This window comes from Mesorhizobium tianshanense, assembly GCF_007830515.1.
Classification (GTDB): Bacteria; Pseudomonadota; Alphaproteobacteria; order Rhizobiales; family Rhizobiaceae; genus Mesorhizobium; species Mesorhizobium tianshanense.
In genome coordinates this window covers 20,193-38,413 of the sequence record NZ_VLKT01000032.1, presented here as the reverse complement: position 1 = coordinate 38,413, position 18,221 = coordinate 20,193, and the positions used below count along the sequence as shown (strand labels likewise).

Annotated in this window: 15 protein-coding genes and 3 pseudogenes; 8 read left to right on the top strand and 10 right to left on the bottom strand. The window is 62.9% G+C overall.

Annotation, left to right across the window (positions count from 1 at the left end; all coding sequences use genetic code 11):
• The first annotated feature begins 650 nt into the window (after positions 1-650).
• Entirely contained in the window at positions 651-2,030 is a 1,380-nt protein-coding gene (locus tag IQ26_RS39785; RefSeq protein WP_167522706.1) for an AAA family ATPase, read from the top strand.
• Positions 2,031-2,430: 400 nt separating this feature from the next.
• Here the strand turns inward: IQ26_RS39785 and IQ26_RS23610 are convergent, their stop codons facing one another.
• On the bottom strand, positions 2,431-2,634 hold the full coding sequence (locus IQ26_RS23610) for a hypothetical protein (protein ID WP_240547202.1): 204 nt from the start codon (positions 2,632-2,634) through the stop codon (positions 2,431-2,433).
• A gap of 132 nt (positions 2,635-2,766) precedes the next feature.
• Here IQ26_RS23610 and IQ26_RS23605 point away from each other — a divergent pair, with 132 nt between their 5' ends.
• The 6 genes and pseudogenes from IQ26_RS23605 to IQ26_RS23585 form a co-directional block, all read left to right on the top strand.
• Entirely contained in the window at positions 2,767-3,384 is a 618-nt protein-coding gene (locus tag IQ26_RS23605; RefSeq protein ID WP_145720775.1) for a methyltransferase domain-containing protein, read from the top strand.
• 207 nt (positions 3,385-3,591) lie between these two features.
• Entirely contained in the window at positions 3,592-3,798 is a 207-nt protein-coding gene (locus tag IQ26_RS39510) for a hypothetical protein (RefSeq protein ID WP_162458053.1), read from the top strand.
• On the top strand, positions 3,762-3,983 hold the full coding sequence (locus tag IQ26_RS23600; RefSeq protein WP_162458052.1) for a transposase: 222 nt from the start codon (positions 3,762-3,764) through the stop codon (positions 3,981-3,983). Before IQ26_RS39510 ends, IQ26_RS23600 begins: the two co-directional genes overlap by 37 nt.
• Complete coding sequence (locus IQ26_RS23595; protein WP_145720728.1) at positions 3,896-4,606, top strand: transposase; 711 nt, start codon at positions 3,896-3,898, stop codon at positions 4,604-4,606. Before IQ26_RS23600 ends, IQ26_RS23595 begins: the two co-directional genes overlap by 88 nt.
• A gap of 100 nt (positions 4,607-4,706) precedes the next feature.
• A pseudogene (locus tag IQ26_RS40525) lies at positions 4,707-5,041 on the top strand (type IV toxin-antitoxin system AbiEi family antitoxin domain-containing protein); the annotation flags it as partial.
• Positions 5,034-5,472 (top strand): annotated as a pseudogene (locus IQ26_RS23585) (nucleotidyl transferase AbiEii/AbiGii toxin family protein); the annotation flags it as partial. The pseudogenes IQ26_RS40525 and IQ26_RS23585, both read left to right, overlap by 8 nt.
• Positions 5,473-5,477: 5 nt before the next feature.
• Here the strand turns inward: IQ26_RS23585 and IQ26_RS23580 are convergent.
• Positions 5,478-5,903, bottom strand: a complete 426-nt coding sequence (locus tag IQ26_RS23580) for a type II toxin-antitoxin system VapC family toxin (protein WP_145720727.1) — start codon at positions 5,901-5,903, stop codon at positions 5,478-5,480.
• Entirely contained in the window at positions 5,903-6,145 is a 243-nt protein-coding gene (locus IQ26_RS23575; protein WP_145720726.1) for a type II toxin-antitoxin system Phd/YefM family antitoxin, read from the bottom strand. The genes IQ26_RS23580 and IQ26_RS23575 overlap by 1 nt, the downstream gene beginning before the upstream one ends.
• 591 nt (positions 6,146-6,736) lie before the next feature.
• Between IQ26_RS23575 and IQ26_RS23570 the strand changes: the two genes are divergently transcribed.
• Complete coding sequence (locus IQ26_RS23570) at positions 6,737-7,381, top strand: DUF433 domain-containing protein (RefSeq protein ID WP_145720725.1); 645 nt, start codon at positions 6,737-6,739, stop codon at positions 7,379-7,381.
• Positions 7,382-7,463: 82 nt separating this feature from the next.
• Here the strand turns inward: IQ26_RS23570 and IQ26_RS39200 are convergent, their stop codons facing one another.
• From IQ26_RS39200 to IQ26_RS39195, 7 genes and pseudogenes are all read right to left on the bottom strand, one after another.
• Complete coding sequence (locus tag IQ26_RS39200; RefSeq protein WP_156090948.1) at positions 7,464-7,850, bottom strand: hypothetical protein; 387 nt, start codon at positions 7,848-7,850, stop codon at positions 7,464-7,466.
• The gene (locus tag IQ26_RS23560) at positions 7,840-9,081 is read right to left on the bottom strand and encodes a TIGR02679 family protein (protein ID WP_240547201.1); all 1,242 of its coding nucleotides are present in this window, start codon (positions 9,079-9,081) and stop codon (positions 7,840-7,842) included. The genes IQ26_RS39200 and IQ26_RS23560 overlap by 11 nt, the downstream gene beginning before the upstream one ends.
• 56 nt (positions 9,082-9,137) lie before the next feature.
• Positions 9,138-13,316 (bottom strand): TIGR02680 family protein, encoded by a 4,179-nt coding sequence (locus IQ26_RS23555; protein ID WP_145720723.1) that lies wholly within the window; start codon positions 13,314-13,316, stop codon positions 9,138-9,140.
• On the bottom strand, positions 13,313-14,602 hold the full coding sequence (locus tag IQ26_RS23550) for a TIGR02678 family protein (RefSeq protein ID WP_145720722.1): 1,290 nt from the start codon (positions 14,600-14,602) through the stop codon (positions 13,313-13,315). Before IQ26_RS23550 ends, IQ26_RS23555 begins: the two co-directional genes overlap by 4 nt.
• A complete protein-coding gene (locus tag IQ26_RS23545; protein ID WP_240547200.1) occupies positions 14,599-16,077 on the bottom strand; it encodes a TIGR02677 family protein in 1,479 nt (492 codons plus the stop codon). The genes IQ26_RS23550 and IQ26_RS23545 overlap by 4 nt, the downstream gene beginning before the upstream one ends.
• An 865-nt stretch (positions 16,078-16,942) precedes the next feature.
• Positions 16,943-17,459, bottom strand: a pseudogene (locus tag IQ26_RS23540) (DUF1419 domain-containing protein).
• Between the two features lie 551 nt (positions 17,460-18,010).
• On the bottom strand, positions 18,011-18,157 hold the full coding sequence (locus IQ26_RS39195; protein WP_156090947.1) for a hypothetical protein: 147 nt from the start codon (positions 18,155-18,157) through the stop codon (positions 18,011-18,013).
• Between the last annotated feature and the right edge of the window lie 64 nt (positions 18,158-18,221).

The following is an 18,221-nucleotide window of genomic DNA, read 5'->3' as shown; positions in this document are numbered from 1 at the left end:
AGGAGCAAGCGGCATGCCATTTCAAATGAAGTGCTTTTGAGCGACCCGTTTTAGCTTCGGGAGGACTCCGTCTTCGCCAAGTCCGGGCGCGCGCTATAACCGCTTGTCACCACACTGAACAAAGGTGCTGTAGGTTCGCATATTCAGCGCTGGCTCGGGAGAGCCGAACCGGACAGACCGAGCCGCACTACCGCACACCGGCGGGCACAGCAGCGATTGCATAGCGTCTGCCGCTAGCATGTTCTTGCGTGCGCAGGTACGGCTATCGTGAAGGCACGCCCGTCGCAACGACCATGATTGCGCGCTCTTCAGCAAGCGCTCTGGTCCGGATTCGATGAGGATAGAATTCGGCTCGGGTGCGACGTTTACATGCTTGAGGTTCATTTGGTCCCCCCGAGCGTGTCTATCGGCAACCTTCTTATGTCCGAAACTGGACAAGAATGTCGCAAGCCCGACCGAAAGGCCGCCAAGGCCGGCCACCGGTTAGCAGGCAAACGATGTAACACAAACGGAGCGCCAATCCGGCACGCAAATTGCTCCGACTATCTTGTCAGTGGGACGTCAGCAATGCGTCGCGGAGCTCAGCGGCGCCGTGTGATGCAGGATCGCGTTGATCTTCCGCTCAACTCAACTCGCAATAGGATGTTGCTATGACCGATATCGTTCCCTTTGCCTGGCAGGCACTGTGTCGGCATTTCAAAAACGATGATTTGACGGGTCTCGCTAGCTCGCGCAGAAAGTTTGCTCCATATCTCCTGCCGGACCTTCAAACCGTGATTGAAGATCAGACTGCACCTCTGTCTCCCAAGCTCGTCGGCGTCCACCAGCGGCACGAGTTCGACGCCATGAAGCTGTCGGACATGGTCATTCGCGAGGGAGAAGCCGTCGTTGCGCTGACACCCTTGCAATATCAGGACATCGATATCGGCGAAGATGTGCCTTATGCGTCTCTGCACAATGGCCTATGGTTATTCCATGTCGGCGAAGAGCCTGTCGCGATCTTGCTTTCGCAGTTTTTTGACTACTTTGGCGGGCGAACGGTTCAAGTGGAAATCGCTTATCTGCATGGCGAGCAGGCATCCGCTTTCTCACGCAAATTTCTCGGCAAGATCCAGGCGGCAGGCGAAAGCTCACGATACTACCGCAACAAGGTTCTCTCTTTCGAACCCGATGCACGAAACTCCGGCATGCCGGGAACGATGCGGGTTCATCGCCTTCCTGCCGTACCCCGGAATGACGTGGTGCTTTCCGAGGCAACTATGGCGCGTCTTGATGCTCACATCTTCGATTTTGATCGACACCGAGAGGGGCTAAAGCGCCTCTGCCAATCGACGCAAAAGGGTGTTCTACTTTACGGGCCACCTGGCACAGGCAAGACGCACGTCATCCGTTATGTTTCTGCCAACCTACCCGGACGCACTACCGTTCTGGTTACGGCTGAGCAGACAATTGCGATCGGGTTCTACATCGCGCTGGCCCGCACCCTGCAGCCGAGCATCGTCGTGCTTGAGGACGTTGACCTGGTGGGCCGGTCGCGAGAAAATACTTATGGCCAAAAAGCCGAACGCCTCCTCAACCGTCTGTTGAACGAGATGGATGGTCTTGAACCAGATGCAGATATCCTCTTCATCCTGACGACGAACCGGCCGGAGGACATTGAGGACGCGCTCGCCTCGCGCCCCGGCCGCGTGGACGAAGCAATTGAGATCCCGCTTCCCGACGCCGGTTGCCGCGAGCGGCTGATCGCGCTGTATGGTCGTGCGCTCGTCTTCGAGGACGGAGCAGTGGCGGATGCCGTCGCGCGCTCGGAGGACAGCAGCGCGGCTTATGTCAAGGAGATGGTCCGTCGTCTGGCTCAACGGAGCCTCGCGCGCGATGGCGGTGATGTCGTCTCGCGCGAGGATGTGGAGATGGTCTTCGGCGACACCCGAGCATTGTCCAGCCGTCTCAACAGACGCCTTGTCGGCCTCAGCGAGAAAGCCTCAAGAAGACAAAATCCCGAAGAAGATGAATGTGACTGCTGCGACTAAAGTTCTGCGGTCCGAGTTCGCGTTGCGCTGATTTTATGCTGCGCTCTAATCAGCGCGCATGTAGCACCAAGGGCGTCCCTCTGCCATGCCTGGTCCGCTCGATGCGGGCCAGGAACGCATGATGTGTGGACGAAAAGCGCGCTTGGCCGTTTGGATGGCGCGAGCACTCCCGCCCCACCCCGATCCGCCGCACCCATTCTTCCGATCAGCGGGTTTGAGCCGCCATGTCGTTTTTGGATGTCATCTTTCGACCCTTCGAGACTTCGAGACGCTTATCTGCCCGCTGGAAACTACGCGCCGTTGCTGGCGACAGGCCCCTTGGCGCTGCTTCCGCATTTCGCACGCATGTTCCGCGGCGTGCTGGCAGCCATCGCCGTCTTCATAATGGCGGTCGAAGGAATCAACCTCGCGGTAATCTGGGGTATCTCGGGTCATCGTGGACGGGGTGAGCGCGAAGGGCGCCGGGATTGAGCACCGGCACATAGTCCAGCCGAGCCTTCGACGCGGTCACCGGATCGGTGATCTGCTGCAGCGCCCGGAGGCCGGAACGGCGCACGGCGTTTTCCTCGCGCACCGTCGTCAGCGCCTCGATGATCGGCGACACGCCATAAAGGTCGCCCTCGTAGCGCCGCCAGTTGAAGGTGTCGCTTTGCTCGAAGCCCGGATGTCATTGACGGGCAGGTCGAATTCGCTATTCAAGGCAGGCGCGGCGGGCCTTAAGGAGATCGATGTGACAATGACGGAAAGCCTGCCCGGTACCTTGAAGAGACGCAGCAAACAGGCTGCAAAGCGGCTGCTCGGCTACGACTCCCGCAACTGGCTGCGCATCAGGCAGATCGAGGCATTCACCGCGTTCCTTGAAGCGGACGGCCGGAAATCTTCCCCTGTGATCGAGGTTTCGCCCGGCTGGAACCGCTACTGGAAGACGATGTGCTCCAACTATACGTCGGTCGATTTTCCCGAATTCGACATCTGCAAGGACCGCACCGAGAAGCAATATGCGATCGTCATCGCCGATCAGGTGCTGGAGCATGTGCAGCGGCCGCTGGCCGCGGCTGAGAATATCCACGCCATGACAAGGCCGGGCGGCTGGGCGATGGTGGCGACGCCGTTCCTGTTCAGGGTGCATGCCCGGCCGCACGATTACAACCGCTGGACCCCCGCCGGCCTGAAGCAGCTGCTGGTCGAAAGCGGCTTTCCGGAAGCCGGCATAGAGGCGTTCAGCTGGGGCAACAAAGCCTGCGCAAAGGCCCATATCGGCGGCCCAGTACGCTCCTACGGCATGTGGCGCGACCTCTCCAACGACGAGGAATACCCGCTGATGGTCTGGGCGTTCGCGCGCAAGCCGGGGTGACAGCCAATCTCCCCCCTTGAGGGTGAGTGTCGCCGAAGGCGACAGAGGGGGGCCGTGCGACCTTGCGCGACCTCCTATCACCGACAGGGAGGCTGGCGCTCCACGCGAGACGACCCCTCTGGCCTGCCGGCCATCTCCCCTCAAAGAGGTCTTTGCACAGAAGCCGAACGGTGATTCTGTGGTGATGGTCGAAGCAGGGAGTTCGGGATGGCGGATCGTGTTTTGGGTCAGTTGAGTCTGGCGGACGGTCTTGCGGCGTCGGATAAGACGATTTTCGACCTGGTATCGAAGGAACTGGACTGGGCACCGATCCGAACATTGCTGGATCATCGCAGCGGTCCCGGCTCGGGCAACACCAGTATCCGGCGGAACCACTGGTGCGCTGTCTTTTGCTGGGCATGTGGCATGGGCTGAGCGATCCGGCGCTTGAGGCGCAGATCCGTGACCGGTTGTCGTTCCGCCGCTTTGCCGGTTTCAGCCTTTCGGATCGCACGCCCGACCATTCGACACTGTGGCGCTTGCGCGAAGAGCTGACGCGCGAACGGCTGATCGACAAGGTGTTCGAGGAGATCAACCGTCAACTGGAGAGAAGGGCCTGATCGTCAAGCGCGGCACGCTGATCGATGCCACGTTCGTGCAGGCGGGCAGCTGTGCGCCCAAGCAGCCGAAGAAAGGCCACCAAGGCCCGATCAAGCCGGCGGCCGACAAGGATGCGTGCTGGGGCAAGAAGGGCAGGAAGAGCACCTTCGGCTACAAGATGCACATCGGCGTCGACCAGGAACACACCTTGATCGGGCGTGTCGAGGCGAGCGACGCCTCGGTCACCGACACCGAACCGGCCGACGCCCTGATCAGCGGCGATGAAAAGGCGGCCTATGGCGATCAGGCCTATTATACCCACGCCAGGCATGCCCGGCTGGTCGGCGCAGGCATCAAGGACCGCCTGATGCGGCGGCCCAACAAGCACCATCCCGAGTTGCCGCCTCGCCACAAACTGCGGAACCGGATGATCGCCAAGGTGCGGGGCGGCGGTCGAGCTGCCTTTCGCCGTGTTCAAGGAACGCTACGGCATGCGGCGCTTGCGCTTCTTCAACCTCGCCACCAACCGCACGCAGTGCATGCTAGCCGCCTGCGCCTACAATCTGCGGACCATGATCGGCGCCCTCTATCCGATGAGAGGCGGGCAGGAGTCTGTCCAAAATCCGGAGGATCGGCCGCCTGAACCGGAAAATGCCTCGCAAGGCCGCCGAAACCGTCCGCAGGCCTTCAAAAAGGCCCATCAACCCACCAAACGAAACTTCGCTCCCCGTGCAAAGCTCTCTCCAAAGCAGGTGTGGCTCGCCATAGGCCGGGAAGGATTGGCTTCCGAAATCCGACGGTACGCCCATTCGCATCGTCCGCTTCACCGAAAGCCTGCTCAATGAGAACGTCGAAACTCGCATCGTGGAGGGCGTGTCCGTAAAGGTCTTCGGGATCGCCAAGACGATAGCGGATTGCTTCCGCTATCGCAATCGGCCTGTCGGTCGCGATCAAGGGGCTCCAGGAAGCGCTACGCCAACGCAAGTCCACTCCCGCTGAAATGGCCCGACAGGCTGAGAAGGGCGGTGTTGCCACCGTGATCCGGCCCTATCTCGAAGCGCTCACCGCCAATGGCTAAGGAGATCAAGAATATCGGCGCTTCGGTGCACGCTCGCCTGCTGCTGCTTGCCAAGGCAAGCGGCCAGAGTTTCGAACTGGTGCTGACCGCTTCGCCCTTGAGCGGCCATTGTTCCGGCTCAGCCCGGTCACGCCATGCCGACCGCTTCGTGCTCAGGGGCGCGATTTCTGATGATGAGCTGGTTCGATGATCCGCATCGCGGCACGCGCGACCTTGACCTGTTGGGCTTCGGTGACCCGAGCCCGAAACCGATGCTCGCGACGTTTCGAGAAATCCTGGCACAGGCCGCAGACGATGGCGTGGAATTCGATGTCGACGCACTTCGCGTCGATCGTATTCGAGAAGAGCTAGAATATGGCGGGCTGCGGCTGCGGACCATAGCCTCTATCAGCGGTGCCCGGATCAGCCTGACGATCGACATTGGTGAAGGCCATGATTATGCCAGAAGTTGCGTCGGCACGCCGAGCACCGGACCGGCCTCAGCAAGACGCTGGTCCAGAGTGTGGACCGTGGCGCCATGTTCCGACGCTGTCGCGAGATGCAGCGCGTCGCCGGCGCGCAGCCTGAGCATGTGCTGATCGACGAACCTCGCTGCCGCCCGGAAATGCCTGCCCGTGACCAGCAGCACGGTGAAGCTCTCGGCGACCAGATTGTTGAACATCGCGAGCGCCGACGCACGCTGCTCCAGGTCGATCTGCCCGGTCCGTAGCTTGATCGCCATGGCAGAGGACATCTCGGTGATCGTCCAGTCGCTGATAAGAAGCTGCGCCGGATCCTGGTCCGCGAGCCAGACCTGCGCGCGCGGGGTCATCGCTTCATTGGAGAGTGCCGCGACGATCAGCGACGTGTCGAGATAGAGCATCAGTAGCGATCGCCATCTCGCATCGACCGCACCAGATTGGCGGCACCCTCCGCCTGCGGTGGCATGGTTGCCGTTAGGGATCGGAGCAGGGCCGCATCGATCCGTATGCGTGGCCTAGTCACCGCTGTGAGGCGCGCGACCGGCTTGCCACGCCGGGTGATGTCGATCGAATCCCCAGCCTCAACTCGGTCGACGAGTTCGCTCAGATGTGCCTTGGCGTCCGCCAGATTGATTGCGTCCATGTCACGCTCCTGACCATGTAGATGGTCATATAGCATAGGAGGTTTAAGAATCCAATGGGAGGGTTTCATGCGACGCGTTCTTAGCCGGAGCAGTCCCCCTCCCGCCAGCGCGCCGATCTCCCGCGAGACGTTGGCGCGCGTCGGCAAAGCTGCAAATCTCGACCTTGTATTTGCGAAGAATTGCGCGGCCGTGCGACTTTACAGTGCGGAAGCCTGACACGCATTGCTTATTTCCAGTCGATCACCCGTGGCGAGCTTTCGCAGTCCTTCTGGAACGAAGTAAGCAGTGACTTGATAGGTTCGCTTCGTTCCCAAGAGTTCATTGCATCGGGACTGCGCTGCCCGACGCGCCCTTCACTTATGACACGACGATCGAGGCCGCCGCACTGCTAATCAAGGATAAGCGCTCGCAGTAGACATCATGCCGGCGTTCGCTGGCGACGACGAAGGGGAGGAACCCGAAATTGGTTCGCCAAGGTTCATGCGTTCGTGTGAATGCGCGAGCCTGCCGGCTATGCCTAGTGCCCAAAGGCAGGTGTCTTTACGATGGGAGGCTACGAGTCTATATTGTTCTTTATAAGGAGAATAATTATGGGCGCACTCGCTCGCACCTACACCCCTGCAGAGGCAGCCGCCGTAAGCGGAATCGGCATCAAGGCCGTTCACAACGCGATCGACAAACGCATTGTCGACACCGTGCCAAGCGCCGTCCGACGCGCCGGCGGGATCGTCCGACGGGCACTGACCGGTGACGATTTGTTGCGGCTCAAGCTCTGGTACGGCGTGGGTGCGACACTCCCCGCTGATCGCCGCCGCCGCCTGTTCGAGGAAATCAAAGCTGCCCCAACTGCCAAGACGGTAAGGGCTGACGACCTGCTGATAATCGACGTCGCCGAGGCGCGCAAACAGCTGAAGGCCCGCATCGTCGATCTCGATGAAGCAGAGGCTGCAATTGGTCGCGTTAAGGGAGTTATGGGCGGAGAGCCGGTCTTCAGAGGAACCCGCATCCCTGTGCGGATGATCGCGGCGATGCTGGCGCAGGGCGCAGACGAAGCGGAGGTTCTTGAGGGGTATCCCAAGCTAACGTCGCGGATGATCGATCTCGCCAGGATCTGGGGTGCCGCTCACCCGGTGCGCGGGCGGCCCAAGAAGCTCTCCGAGCAGGGCGTGAAAATAAAGTCGTTGAAGCGCATGGTCTTGAAGGGCGATCCACGTCAGTCGACCAGACGCGTGTAACCTCGTGAGATTTCTGATCGATGAGTGCTTGCCACGTCCCTCGTTGCGGTAGCGCAGGAACGCGGACATGAAGCAAGCCACGTCAACTGGCTCGGGCTGAGCGGCGAAACCGACTGGGGCTTTGATGCCCCGCATCATCGAGGGGGATTTCACCTTTGTCACAAACAATGCCAAGGACTTCAGAAAGCTCTATGCCAAAGAGCCGGGTCACGCCGGCCTCGTCATCGTCGTCCCTCAGGTCGCTCCCGATAAACAGAGGGAGCTCTTGGATAGTCTTCTCGCCGACCTCGGACCGGAGGAATTTCTCATCAATGAGATCATTGAAATAGAGATCGAGAACGGCGTTGCCGTCGTCACGCGATACGATCTGCCTCTGCCTGGCAGCGGGGCCGATTAGAGACTGATAGCTTGCTTCTCTTGTCGCGGCGAAAATGCGTCCTTCTTTGAAGAAGGCAGCTTCATCGATCATCGAGATCCTGCAACAACGAGGCGGCCAGGGCCTCTTCGGCGATGGCCACGCGATGCTCTCGCATCGCGAGCGTCAGCGCTCCGTCCCATGATGCTTCGACCGGATTTCCTCCAAGCGGGTGTGTCAGGCCTGACGCCGTCCGCACGGCGGCAATATAGTCCAGGGCGCCGAAGCGCCATGGTTCCGCACCGTGTTCTCGCATGACTTGGTTGCCGATACGCAATCCGGGCCAGTCGAAATCGCCGTGATAGCGGAGGCGCGCGCCCGCCAGTGCGAGTTGAGCCAGAACGCATCGTTGCGCGGCGGCTGGCATCCCGTCGGTGCAGACCAGCGGGGCGCAGCCAGCCGCCCATCGGTCCGCGGCGATGGCGAGCAGGTTGGGATTTTCGCACACGTAAACGTCGCGGCCTGCTACATCCCATCGCGGCGGCGAGCGCAGCAGCGATCGCAGCGATGCATAGGCCGGTTCTCCCAGGGGCCAACGATCGCTCTCGGTCCCGTTTGTCGGCAGGTTCAGGAAGAGGGCAGGGCGTGCCAGCTCGTTGACCAGAACGCCTGCTCTGGCCCATGTCTCGCGTATCCGCTCCGCGCTGGCGGCCGGTTCCAGAACGACGTCCCCTCTCGATTTCCGTACCGTCTCGCCATCTTCGTCGGCAATGGGTGCTGCAGCGTCAAGAGCGGGCGTGGCGGTCTGGCGCAAGACCGCCAGCACGAGTGCCGCGGCCCCGCGACCGTTGTCAAGCGCATGGGCATCGCCCAGCACGTCCGCGGCCAATTGCGACCGCGTGATGCCTTTTGCCGGCAGGCGCCTCAGCACCTCTTCGGCACACCGGCAAAGCTTCGCTGCAGCGATCGCATCCTGCCGAGCGAGCCTCTTGAGCAGGCCGATGCCCTCCGGTGTCAGGAGCAGGCGGGCCAAGCCGGGATGGCTGCAACCGTTGACGACGCCCGACCACAATCCTTGCAATCGAAGGCGCACCCCGGCGAGATGAAGGATGGGGCCGTCGAGCTTTTCCAAGGCATCGCGCAGGGACGTGGCGATGCCGGCGCGCCGCAGGTCGGCATCGACGCGGTGAACGTCGATCTGCAGGGATTTGGAGCGGCGCTGCGCGCGGCCGAGCAGCGCGGCCAGTGACGCGTGCTCCTCTGCACTGAGTCCGACGACACGAATGTGATCGACGGCGCCTTCGAGCGGCGCGCGCTCGAAACGTTGACGCAGCCGCTTGCGCAAAGAGGCAAGATGGTCACCGCCGAGCAGGCGCTGAAGACGCGGGTCGACTTGATTGCTCATGCCGGCGCAAATCTGCGATCGGGATCGGGCTCGGGCTTCTTCTCTCGTCCGTCCCAGGTCCATCGCGAGACGAATACGGCATCGATGCCTTCGCGCCGCTGCAACTGGCAGATGGCGACACCCGGCAGTTCGGCATAACAAGCCCACTCGCGTTCGCTGGTGATGACGAAGTCCAGATCGAACTCGCGGATCAGCCCCATGCAATGCGCTCGCGCTGTATCATCGATGCCGGCAAAGGCTTCGTCGAGCAGCATCAGCCGTGGGGCCAAGGCATAGCTGCTCTGGCTGTAGAAGCTGGCGACTGCGGCAAAGAGCGGCACCGTGAGGCCGAGCGCCCGCTCGCCGCTCGAAGCGGGTCCGGAAAGCTTGCGCCAATGGCCGTCCTGCCAGCGTTCGACGCGGAAGCGGTGCCAATGGCGATAATCCAGGGCGCGGGCGAGCTGGTCGAGCAAGGTGCCGCCGCTGTCTTTTGCACCGCTGGAATCAGCGCGCTCCCGCTCGGCGGAGATGCGCTGCTGCAGCATCGCCCCGACGACGCGCCGGTCGTCTGCCGACCAAAGGTCCGCGCTGGTGTTGAGCAGGCGCTTGCGCGCCATGTCGAGGCCCACCGGCGCGCCTTCCTCTTCGGACAGCGGCTGCCACAACAGGCGATAGCGCACGCCGGTGGAGGTCGGACGCTTGTGCAGTTCGCAGTTGATGGCATCGACCTGGCGTTCGGCGGCCTGCAGCAAGCGCTGGATTTCCGCGGCGATTTCGGCCTGCAGATGGTTCTCCAGAACGGTGCGTTCGTTCGCGCTGAGCAGTTCGCCGCGCTGGGCGATCTCTTCGGCCAGCCGCATGGCGAGGCGGTCCGGCCGTTCGCGCCGGTTCTGATAGACGATATCCACCCTGAAACCCCAGTCGCTGGGGTCGGCCTGGGCCTGGTGGCCCAACGCGCCGAGTGCGCGCTGCAGCTCGGTCAGCTCTTCGGCTATCTGCCGCTGGACGCGCGCCCACGCCTCGTCGTCGTCCTTGAGGTTCGACAACTCCTGTTCCGCGCGTCTGGCCAGCGTCAGCGCGGGGTCGATCGTCCACCGGCTGCCGATGTCAGGCAGTTCGATATACGGCAGCCCTGCCGACAGCAGGCCGGTGCCTGCAAACTGCTGCAATCTGGAGATCGTCTGGGCGCGTGCTTCGCCGCGTTCCTGAAGGACGACGTTCGCTGTCTCGGCCTGTTGCCCGGCGACCGCGCGTGCCTCACCCGCTTTGCGCAGTGTATCGCCGGCGAGCTTTAGCACGGCTTCGCCGGTTTCGACGGCGCGGCGGGCATCGGTCAGCCCTCGCTGCAGTTCCTCGACCTTGGCGCCGACCGTTTCCCGCAGCAGCTCGAGCCGAGCAGTAGCGTCTTCCGTTTCAATGCGGGCTGCCACGAGTTCCTCTTCGCGCTGCTGCACGTCGCTGTGCGCCTCACGCTCGCGGGCAAGCTGCCGTTGCGACTCGGGCAGTGCCAGACAAAACTCGTGAGCTGCTTGCTCGAGCCGGGCCTGGGCGTCGCGATAATGATCCAGCGCCGTTTCGACGGCAGGCAGTGCATCGGGCGTTTCGGGCAGGCGCAGGTCCATGGCATCCACGGCGCGCTGTTCACGCAAGACCTTGAGCGCCTGTTCGGCCTCGCGACACCGTGTGTCTGCTTCGGTCAGCTTTTCGCTGGCGAGACGCGCGGCGTGGGCGGCTGCGGTGGCGGCCAAATGAGCGCCCCGCAATATCTCGTCGGAAGGCGCAAGGCGCCATTCTTCGTCGGCCTGTTCGCGATCCACCGCGAGCTGCTCCGCTTTGAACCGCACGGCCGTCAATTCATTGGAGAGTTGCGCAAGGCGGCCAGCAATCTCGGCCAACCGCCGCTCGCGGGCTGCGGCGCGGGCCGCGTGGCCGATGTAGACCGCCTCCGGCTTGCCCCACGCGCCGGACAGCGTGCCGAGGCGAAAGCGGCCGTCGGGGGCGATCCAGGCCTCGCTGTCGATCGGATCGTCATCCGCACAGGCGATGCCCGACAGCACCCGCTCGACGATATTGGCCGGCACGGCGCAGCCGGCCGGCACGGTGGCTTCCAGCCAGTCGACGAGCGACGGAGAATGCTTTTGCCGCTCCATCACCTGGGTGTCGTATGGCAACGCGCCGCCGTCGCCGGCCTGGAGGCGTCCGTCAGGCGATATCCAGGCGTCGAGCAACCCGGCGGCTTCGAGTGCGGCTTCAAGGCCGGCGCGTTGCGGGGCAGCCACCGCGTCGCGAAAGTCGATCACTTGCCAGAGAGGCGCACCCTGACGCGCGTCCCGGACAGAGGCGTCGCGCGTGTAGGGCAGGGGCGGCGCCATGTCGTCGCCAGCTTCCAGGCGTCCGCGTTCGTCTTCGAGGATGCCGTATTCCATCTCCAGCGCCTGTCGCTGGCCGTCGAGCGCCACGCGATGCTGTGTCAGAGAGAGACTGGCTGCTTGATACCCCGATTGCAGGAGGTGGCGGGCAGGGTTGTCGCCTTGCAGCGACGCTGTCCATTCCGCCAGGGCCGTCAGTGCCGCGGGCCTGCTGTCGGGATCGATCTGCAATTGCTTCAGGCCGATGAAATGGCGGTCCCAGCTTTCCACCAGGTCCCGGCCTTGCCGTTCGACCTCGGCGTCAGCTCGGGTCCGACGCTCGGCAGCCTCTTCGGCTTCGACCTGCCGTTCATCCCGGATTTCGCGGCGTCGCATGTAGGCGGCGTCGGCCTGAGCGACTTCGCCGTGGCGGCGACGCAGCAACGCGATCTGTTCACGCCGGCCGGCAACGACGTTGCGAAGCTCGGCGCAGGCCCTGTCGAGAGCATCCTGCGTCAGTTCGGCCAGCGCGGAAGCCTCCATTTTGGCGAGGAGGTTTCCGGCGTGCTGGCCGGCGATGCCCGCCGCATCGGCGTGAACGGCGCTTTCCCGGCGCAGATCGACCAATGCGCGTTCCGCCTGCTCCACGCGTCGGGTTGCGCGTCCGGCTTCTTCGGTGCTGAGCTCAAGTCGTCGGCCCGCCTCTTCGACGGCCAATGTGGCCCTCTGCATCGCCTGCAGTCGCGCCGCGCTCTCCTTTTCGGCATTCTCGAGGCGATTGGCGTCCTGCATCGTCGGGTCGGAGCGCAGGGTGTCGAGCCGCGCACGCCCGCGCGCCAGAGCGATCTCGGCACTATCGTAAGCTGTCCGCTCCAGCGCTTCCTGCCTTTGCGCTTCGTCGAAGCGAGCCTGGGCCTCACCTCGTGCTCGGCTGGCATTGTCGAATTCCGTCTGGGCCTGGCGCAACAAGCGTGCCTGCCGGCGGGTCTGCGTGCCAGCATAGACGCGATAACGCTCCTCGAAACGGCCGACGGCCTTGGCCAGGGCTTGATATTCGTCGAGCTGACGGCGGTCTTCCTCCAGCTGTCCGAGCGCTTCAGCGACGTCGCCAAGCAATTCGGGCGCCAGCGGCGGCAGGGCCTCGGTCAGGGCATTCGAAAGCGCGGTTTCGTCCGGCTTTCTGGAAAGCTGGGGCTGGCGAAGCTGGATCAGCGTGTCCATCAACGCGTCGTAGCGCTTGGCGCCCAGATGGAACAGGCGCTCGTCGACGGCGCGACGGTAGCCGGCCGCGGTGTCGAACACCTGGCCACGGCCATCGAGCGCGTCGCGCAGGCGCTCCTTGGTGTGCACTACCCGCTGCGGACTCATCAACCACAGATCGCGGTTGATACGCGGCGCTTCGTCGGTGTCTTCCAGCAGGAAGAACCAACTGTCGACCTGCGGACGAGCCGCTGTCGCAAAAAGGCCGGCGCCGAGCGAAAGAAAACGTGGCGTGCCGTCTTCCGCAACGCGACCAAACTCGATCCACGCATAGCCGATGCGCCGGTCGTGGCTGTTCATCAGCAGGTTCCAGGCCATCTTCTTGCCGCCGTCGCCATCGGGCTCGACGCGCGAAGACTTGAGCTGTGCGTCGAACAGCAGCGGCAGTGTGAGCGACAACACCTTGGACTTGCCCGTGCCGTTATTGCCGCGCAGCAACAGATGACCGTCGCGGAACCAGAATTCCTCGCTGTCGTAGTGAAAGAGCTCCACCAAGCCCAGGCGCAGAGGTTGCCAGCGCTGCCGCGTGGGCATCGGCAAAGGCGGTTTTTCCGGCGTCGAGGCGAGCAGGTTCAAGCGGTCGTTCATGTCGGTTCGAACCGAAAGCCGACGTCTGCTGTCGGTGCATTGCGAGTTTCGCGGATCTCAGCTTCACCCAACGCGAAGCGCGCGAGCGCCGGCAGTGGATGTACGGCACCGGCTTCCCGCACCGCCAGCTGCAGTTTTTCCAATCGCTCGATCGCGATGGCGGCGAGTTCGCGTTCGGCGCCTGGCTCGCGTGCCGATTTGCGCCAGTAACGGCCGTACTGCGCCTTGGCCTCGTGCAGGAAGCCGGCAATATCATGCTCGTGGATATCCCGGGCGAAGGCCTGCGCCGTGTCGCCGCCATCGGCTCGCCGCTGCCTTTGCCCGGCGGCCAGATACTCTGCGACAAGCAGTGTTACATGGGCGTCGGTGCCTTCGGCCGGCATTGCCACGTCGGTCAGCAGACCGGCCTCGTCGACCAGCGCCAGCCCTTCCGCGCGCTGTTCCGCCACCAGGCCGGCGGCGTCGCACAGGCGAGCGGCCATCGCTCCGCGCTGGTTGAAGAAGTACGCACGGGCTTCCGGGTCCAACGTCTCGACATAGACAACCGGATCGTCGAGAAGCCGGCGTGCGAGCTGGTGGCGCAGCGCCGTGCGCCGACCTTCCTCGCTGTCCGCCACATGTTCGCCGACCAGGGCGCACAGCCGCTCTTCGAGCGTTGCCGGCGCCTCTTCCGGCGTCCAGGTGGAGGGGCCACGCACCGACGCCAGCATGCCGGCAAGCATGCGGCGCTGCACGTCGTAGAGCGCATCCGCCTGATCGCCTCCGGCCTGCACGAACGTGTCTTCGTCGCCGGCCACGCGGTGCAACACTCCGAGGCTCAGCAATGTCCGGCACACCGAAACGAGTTCGCGCCGCTCGTGTTGCGCCTCGAGCGCGAAGGTGAAGTCGAGCGTCGGCTCGGCGGCGAGTTCAAGCAGCCTCTCTCCCAGCAGGCGCAAAGTGATCTGCGGGTCGGCGCGTTCGAGAACCGCGCAGGCCAGGCAAAGCAGCACGTAGCGCCGGCGATCGTAGCCAGGGATGCCGCGCATGGCGTCGGTCAGGTTTCCGGGCCGCTTGTAGAGGCGCGCGCCCTCCCGCTCGACCTGCAGTATCCAGCCCGTCTCGCGAGAAAACCATTCGCGCAATGCTTCGGCCTGGCGGCGTATGGCGGCGAAATCCTCATGCGCCGGGCCTATCAACGGCGTCATCAGCAGGGCGCGCACGCAGACGCAAAACTCCTCGCGCTGGAAGCGCTGCTGCAGGAGGCCGATGCCGCGACTGTCGTTGGAACCATTCGCCGCCTTCATCGACCGTCCTGCAAGGGGGTGATGGTGATCAGATGGTCGCGCCCGGCAAAGACCCCATGCGGCGTGTCGATCGTGGCGCGGCTGTCGGGGGCAAGCGGCTTCAGGTGGATGTGCAGCAAGCCGTCGCTGGTCTGACGTTCCACCGGCGTCTCCGGCCCGGCTTGTTCGGCCAGTGTCTCCCCGAGCAGGCCAAGGAACAGACCGAAGGCATGCATGTCGAGTTCCCCCAGATCCGAAAGCCGCGCCGGGCGGCTAGTGGCGAGACGCTTGCGCGCCGCTTCCACCTGCTGTGATTCCTCCGCGAGCTGAAGCGCCAGGAACGCGCGCTCTTCGGCGCGGTCTCGCACGCGCGGCAGCGGTCCGCGCGGGGCCGCTTCGCCATATTCGCGCAAACGCGGGTGAATCCTGAGCGGCGGGGCGTCGGCCCAGGAGGTGCTGGCCGGCAGCTCTTCCGCGCTGGCGTTGAGCGAGAAATGCCGCGCCGGATTGAGAGCGAAGGCAGCCCGCGCAAGCCGGTGCGCCTCGCCGTTGTCTGCGCAGGCGGCAAACCAGCCGGCGAGCAGGCGGAAGTCGGCAGAGCGATCGCTGCGGCCGCTGCGCCGCTCGTTGAGCGCAGCGATAGCAGCCAGAAGCTGGGGGATGGCCGATCGTGCCCGCGCCCGCAACAGCTCGGCTTGCGGCGGCTCGTGGCCGGTGCTGAGAAACCAGCCGCGCAGACCCTTCCAGCGTTCTCGCCAGGCTTGCAGGTAGGCTTTCCGCGCATCGGCCTGATCCTGCGCGCCGCCGGGAGCCGCGTCCCGCGATTCGCGCTCGGCCACCTGTCCAAGCAGGGCGTCGATGCCCTGCTCCAAAGCCAGGATGAGGCGTGCGATGGTGTCGGAACGGCGCACCAGATCACCCATGAAGCGCTCCAGATAGTCGATCAGCCGCTTCTTGTAGTTTGCGACCGCCCCTGCATCGGCTTGCTGCAGCTCGATGCTGCGCGCGACGCCGGCCATGAACGCCTGCGCGTTCTCGGCCAGACTTTCGAAGACACGCACAAGGTCCCGCAGTGTTTCATGGATCTTGGCCGCGTCGGGTTCGGTTGCTTCGGCCAGCGCCTGAAGTGCCTGCAGTCGGCTCGCTATGTCCTCGAGCGCCACCGTTTGCAGCTCAGCGCGGCGCTGCAAGGTCTGTACAAACACCGCCAAGGCCGATTCCACGGCCTCGCCGCCCTGCGACAGCCGGTAGAGGAAGCGCGCGCGATAGAAGTCGCTGAGGCTGGAAACCCGCGCGGTATCCGGATGCGATTCGAGATTGCCCCATTCCGCAAGCTGGCCGAGCGCCGTGTTGACTTCCTCGATGCGTGGCGGCCCGTCCGGCCACCGAGCTTCGGCAAGCACTTCGTCCGACCTCAACTGCAAACGATATTGCCGCTTGGCCGCCGCGAAGACATCCATGATGCAGCGGTAGAATGCGGCCTTCTCGGCGCTCACGTGACGAAATAGATCCGCCGGGTCATTCGCAATGTACATAGGCAATCGCTGCCTCCCCAAACTTTCTTTGAATGTATTCGCTTTGTTCTCGCGTCCCGTCAAGACGGGGTGTTGATCATTGAGCACATGCGCCTCGGGCGCGCCTTCTATGCACTCAGTCAGAACATTTTCTCAGTAGGATCAAGGGGTGGCATTGTCAGAAACCAGTTGATCGGCCCACCAAATGTCGACCGATCCTATCGATAGTCTGCGACGGCAACGAATCCGCGAACTACGAAATTATCGATGAAATCAAAGCCCGAATTTTTGACGGTATGTCTGACGGTAGATGTTTCGAGCGAAAAAGAAATTGCTTCGCGAAATCAATTGGTTATCATGAGTTTAAGGTAACCGGGTTCCTGCTTACCTCAAAGCGCCGCACAGATACATCCAAGCGCTTCTTCTGGGTCAGGCCACGCCCGCTGCGGCGGCGAGCCTGTATGTGAGGCCACCGCTCGCTTGCTCAATCCCACTAATACGGTTACTTCGATCCAGAGCTCGTTCCCAGCCACGGCAGCTCCTGACCGATAGGCAGGACGACTCGATTGCCCCCCTATGGTGCCGATATTATTGAAAAAGTCGTGGTACGGTCTCCGGACGGCGATTGGCCCTGACGTTGCCCCCAGTTTCTATCCAGTTCTGAGTTCGTTTCCGGCGTTGGTTTTGCCCTGCTGGGCGGGTGAAGCGACGGGCGCTTGCGCGGAGCCGTTGGCGTAGCGCAGCGCGAGCGACCGTCGCGGGGTGAAGGTGCTGGCGAAGTCGTCCGGCGTCTGCCAGGCGATCTGCGAGTGCGGCCGCGCAGTGTTGTAATCGGAGTGTGGCCAGGTCAGGCCGCGATCGCGTCGGGGAGGTAGCGCAGATGCACCGGCAGCTTGGCGGCGATCTCCGCGTCCGTGAGCCAGTTTTGAGCATCTTCAGTACCGTGCCTTGCCGGCCTCCGTAAAAGAGCACGGCGATCGTGTGCCGGCCACGATAGTCGTCATGCGTGCTCGACCAAATGTGCTCGAGGCGCTCCGCGCGTGTCATCGCCTTCACGGGCCTGGACTCGCGCTCGATGATCGCCGCCTTCTGCGATCGGGGGAACCCCGCTCGAACAGGCCGCAATAACCGTGGAAATGGCGGACGCGCCCATCGATCGTCAGCGTGAAGAAGATGCTGGTGATCGAGCCGGTGAGGAACTCGCGCACGGCGAACATGTCGTGGCGCATCCAGAGCGGCGGCAGGATTTCCTGCATGTAGTCATGTCCCGGATCGGGCGAAATCCCTTCGCCCGCATAGAGCGGGCCGGCATCGTCGTGCCAGCGATTCGGGCGCTGGGCATGACGATCGAACATGCGGAACATCTGATGCCGGTCGGCGACGCCTTGATAAATCTTGCGGATCGGGGGTGGAGAGGTTCATGGCGGGCTCCTTGAGCCTCGTCGGGCTGGAGGGCGGCTCATCCTCTCGATGTCACTATCATCTTCAGCCCTTCTGGACCCTTCCCCGCGGCCGCCTCTCGTCCCGCAATCTCTTTTCTCATTTCTCTGATTTCACAAATTACGGTTTGTCCCTTCCGTTCCTGGACAGAAGCCATCCGCGAATTTCATCGGCGCCGTGAACCCACAAGGCCCGGCCTAGCCAGCACAAAAACAGCACGATCACAAGACCGGTACTCATCGCAGAAAGCGGAATGTCGGGCTTCAATGCCATTAGAACCCCGAGAGACACCGCAAAGGTGATAAAGTAAATAGACATAATTAGTAAGCTGAATGAACCGACAAACAACCAAAATGTCGATACAACACGTTGAATTCCTGATGGTGGCCTGCGCGAGTCGTCAAATTTGGAAACTGTCTTTCTCTTCATTTCAACAAAAATGATTCGAACTACATTCTTGACGATCCGGCCGGCTTCATGAACCCTCGGATCGGTCAAAACAAACGCGGCCCCTTTTATCGCTGTTATTGATAAATGGGGCAATAACCGCAATAAGAAGCAGCCATTGGAGTGTTTCCGGAGATTTCTCGATCAGTTGCTCAGACAATTTCATGATTTCCATATCGGTTCCTCCTTGGAGTATGTGCTAACGACCGCGTTGAACGCAGTCGACAGCGGCCTTTTGC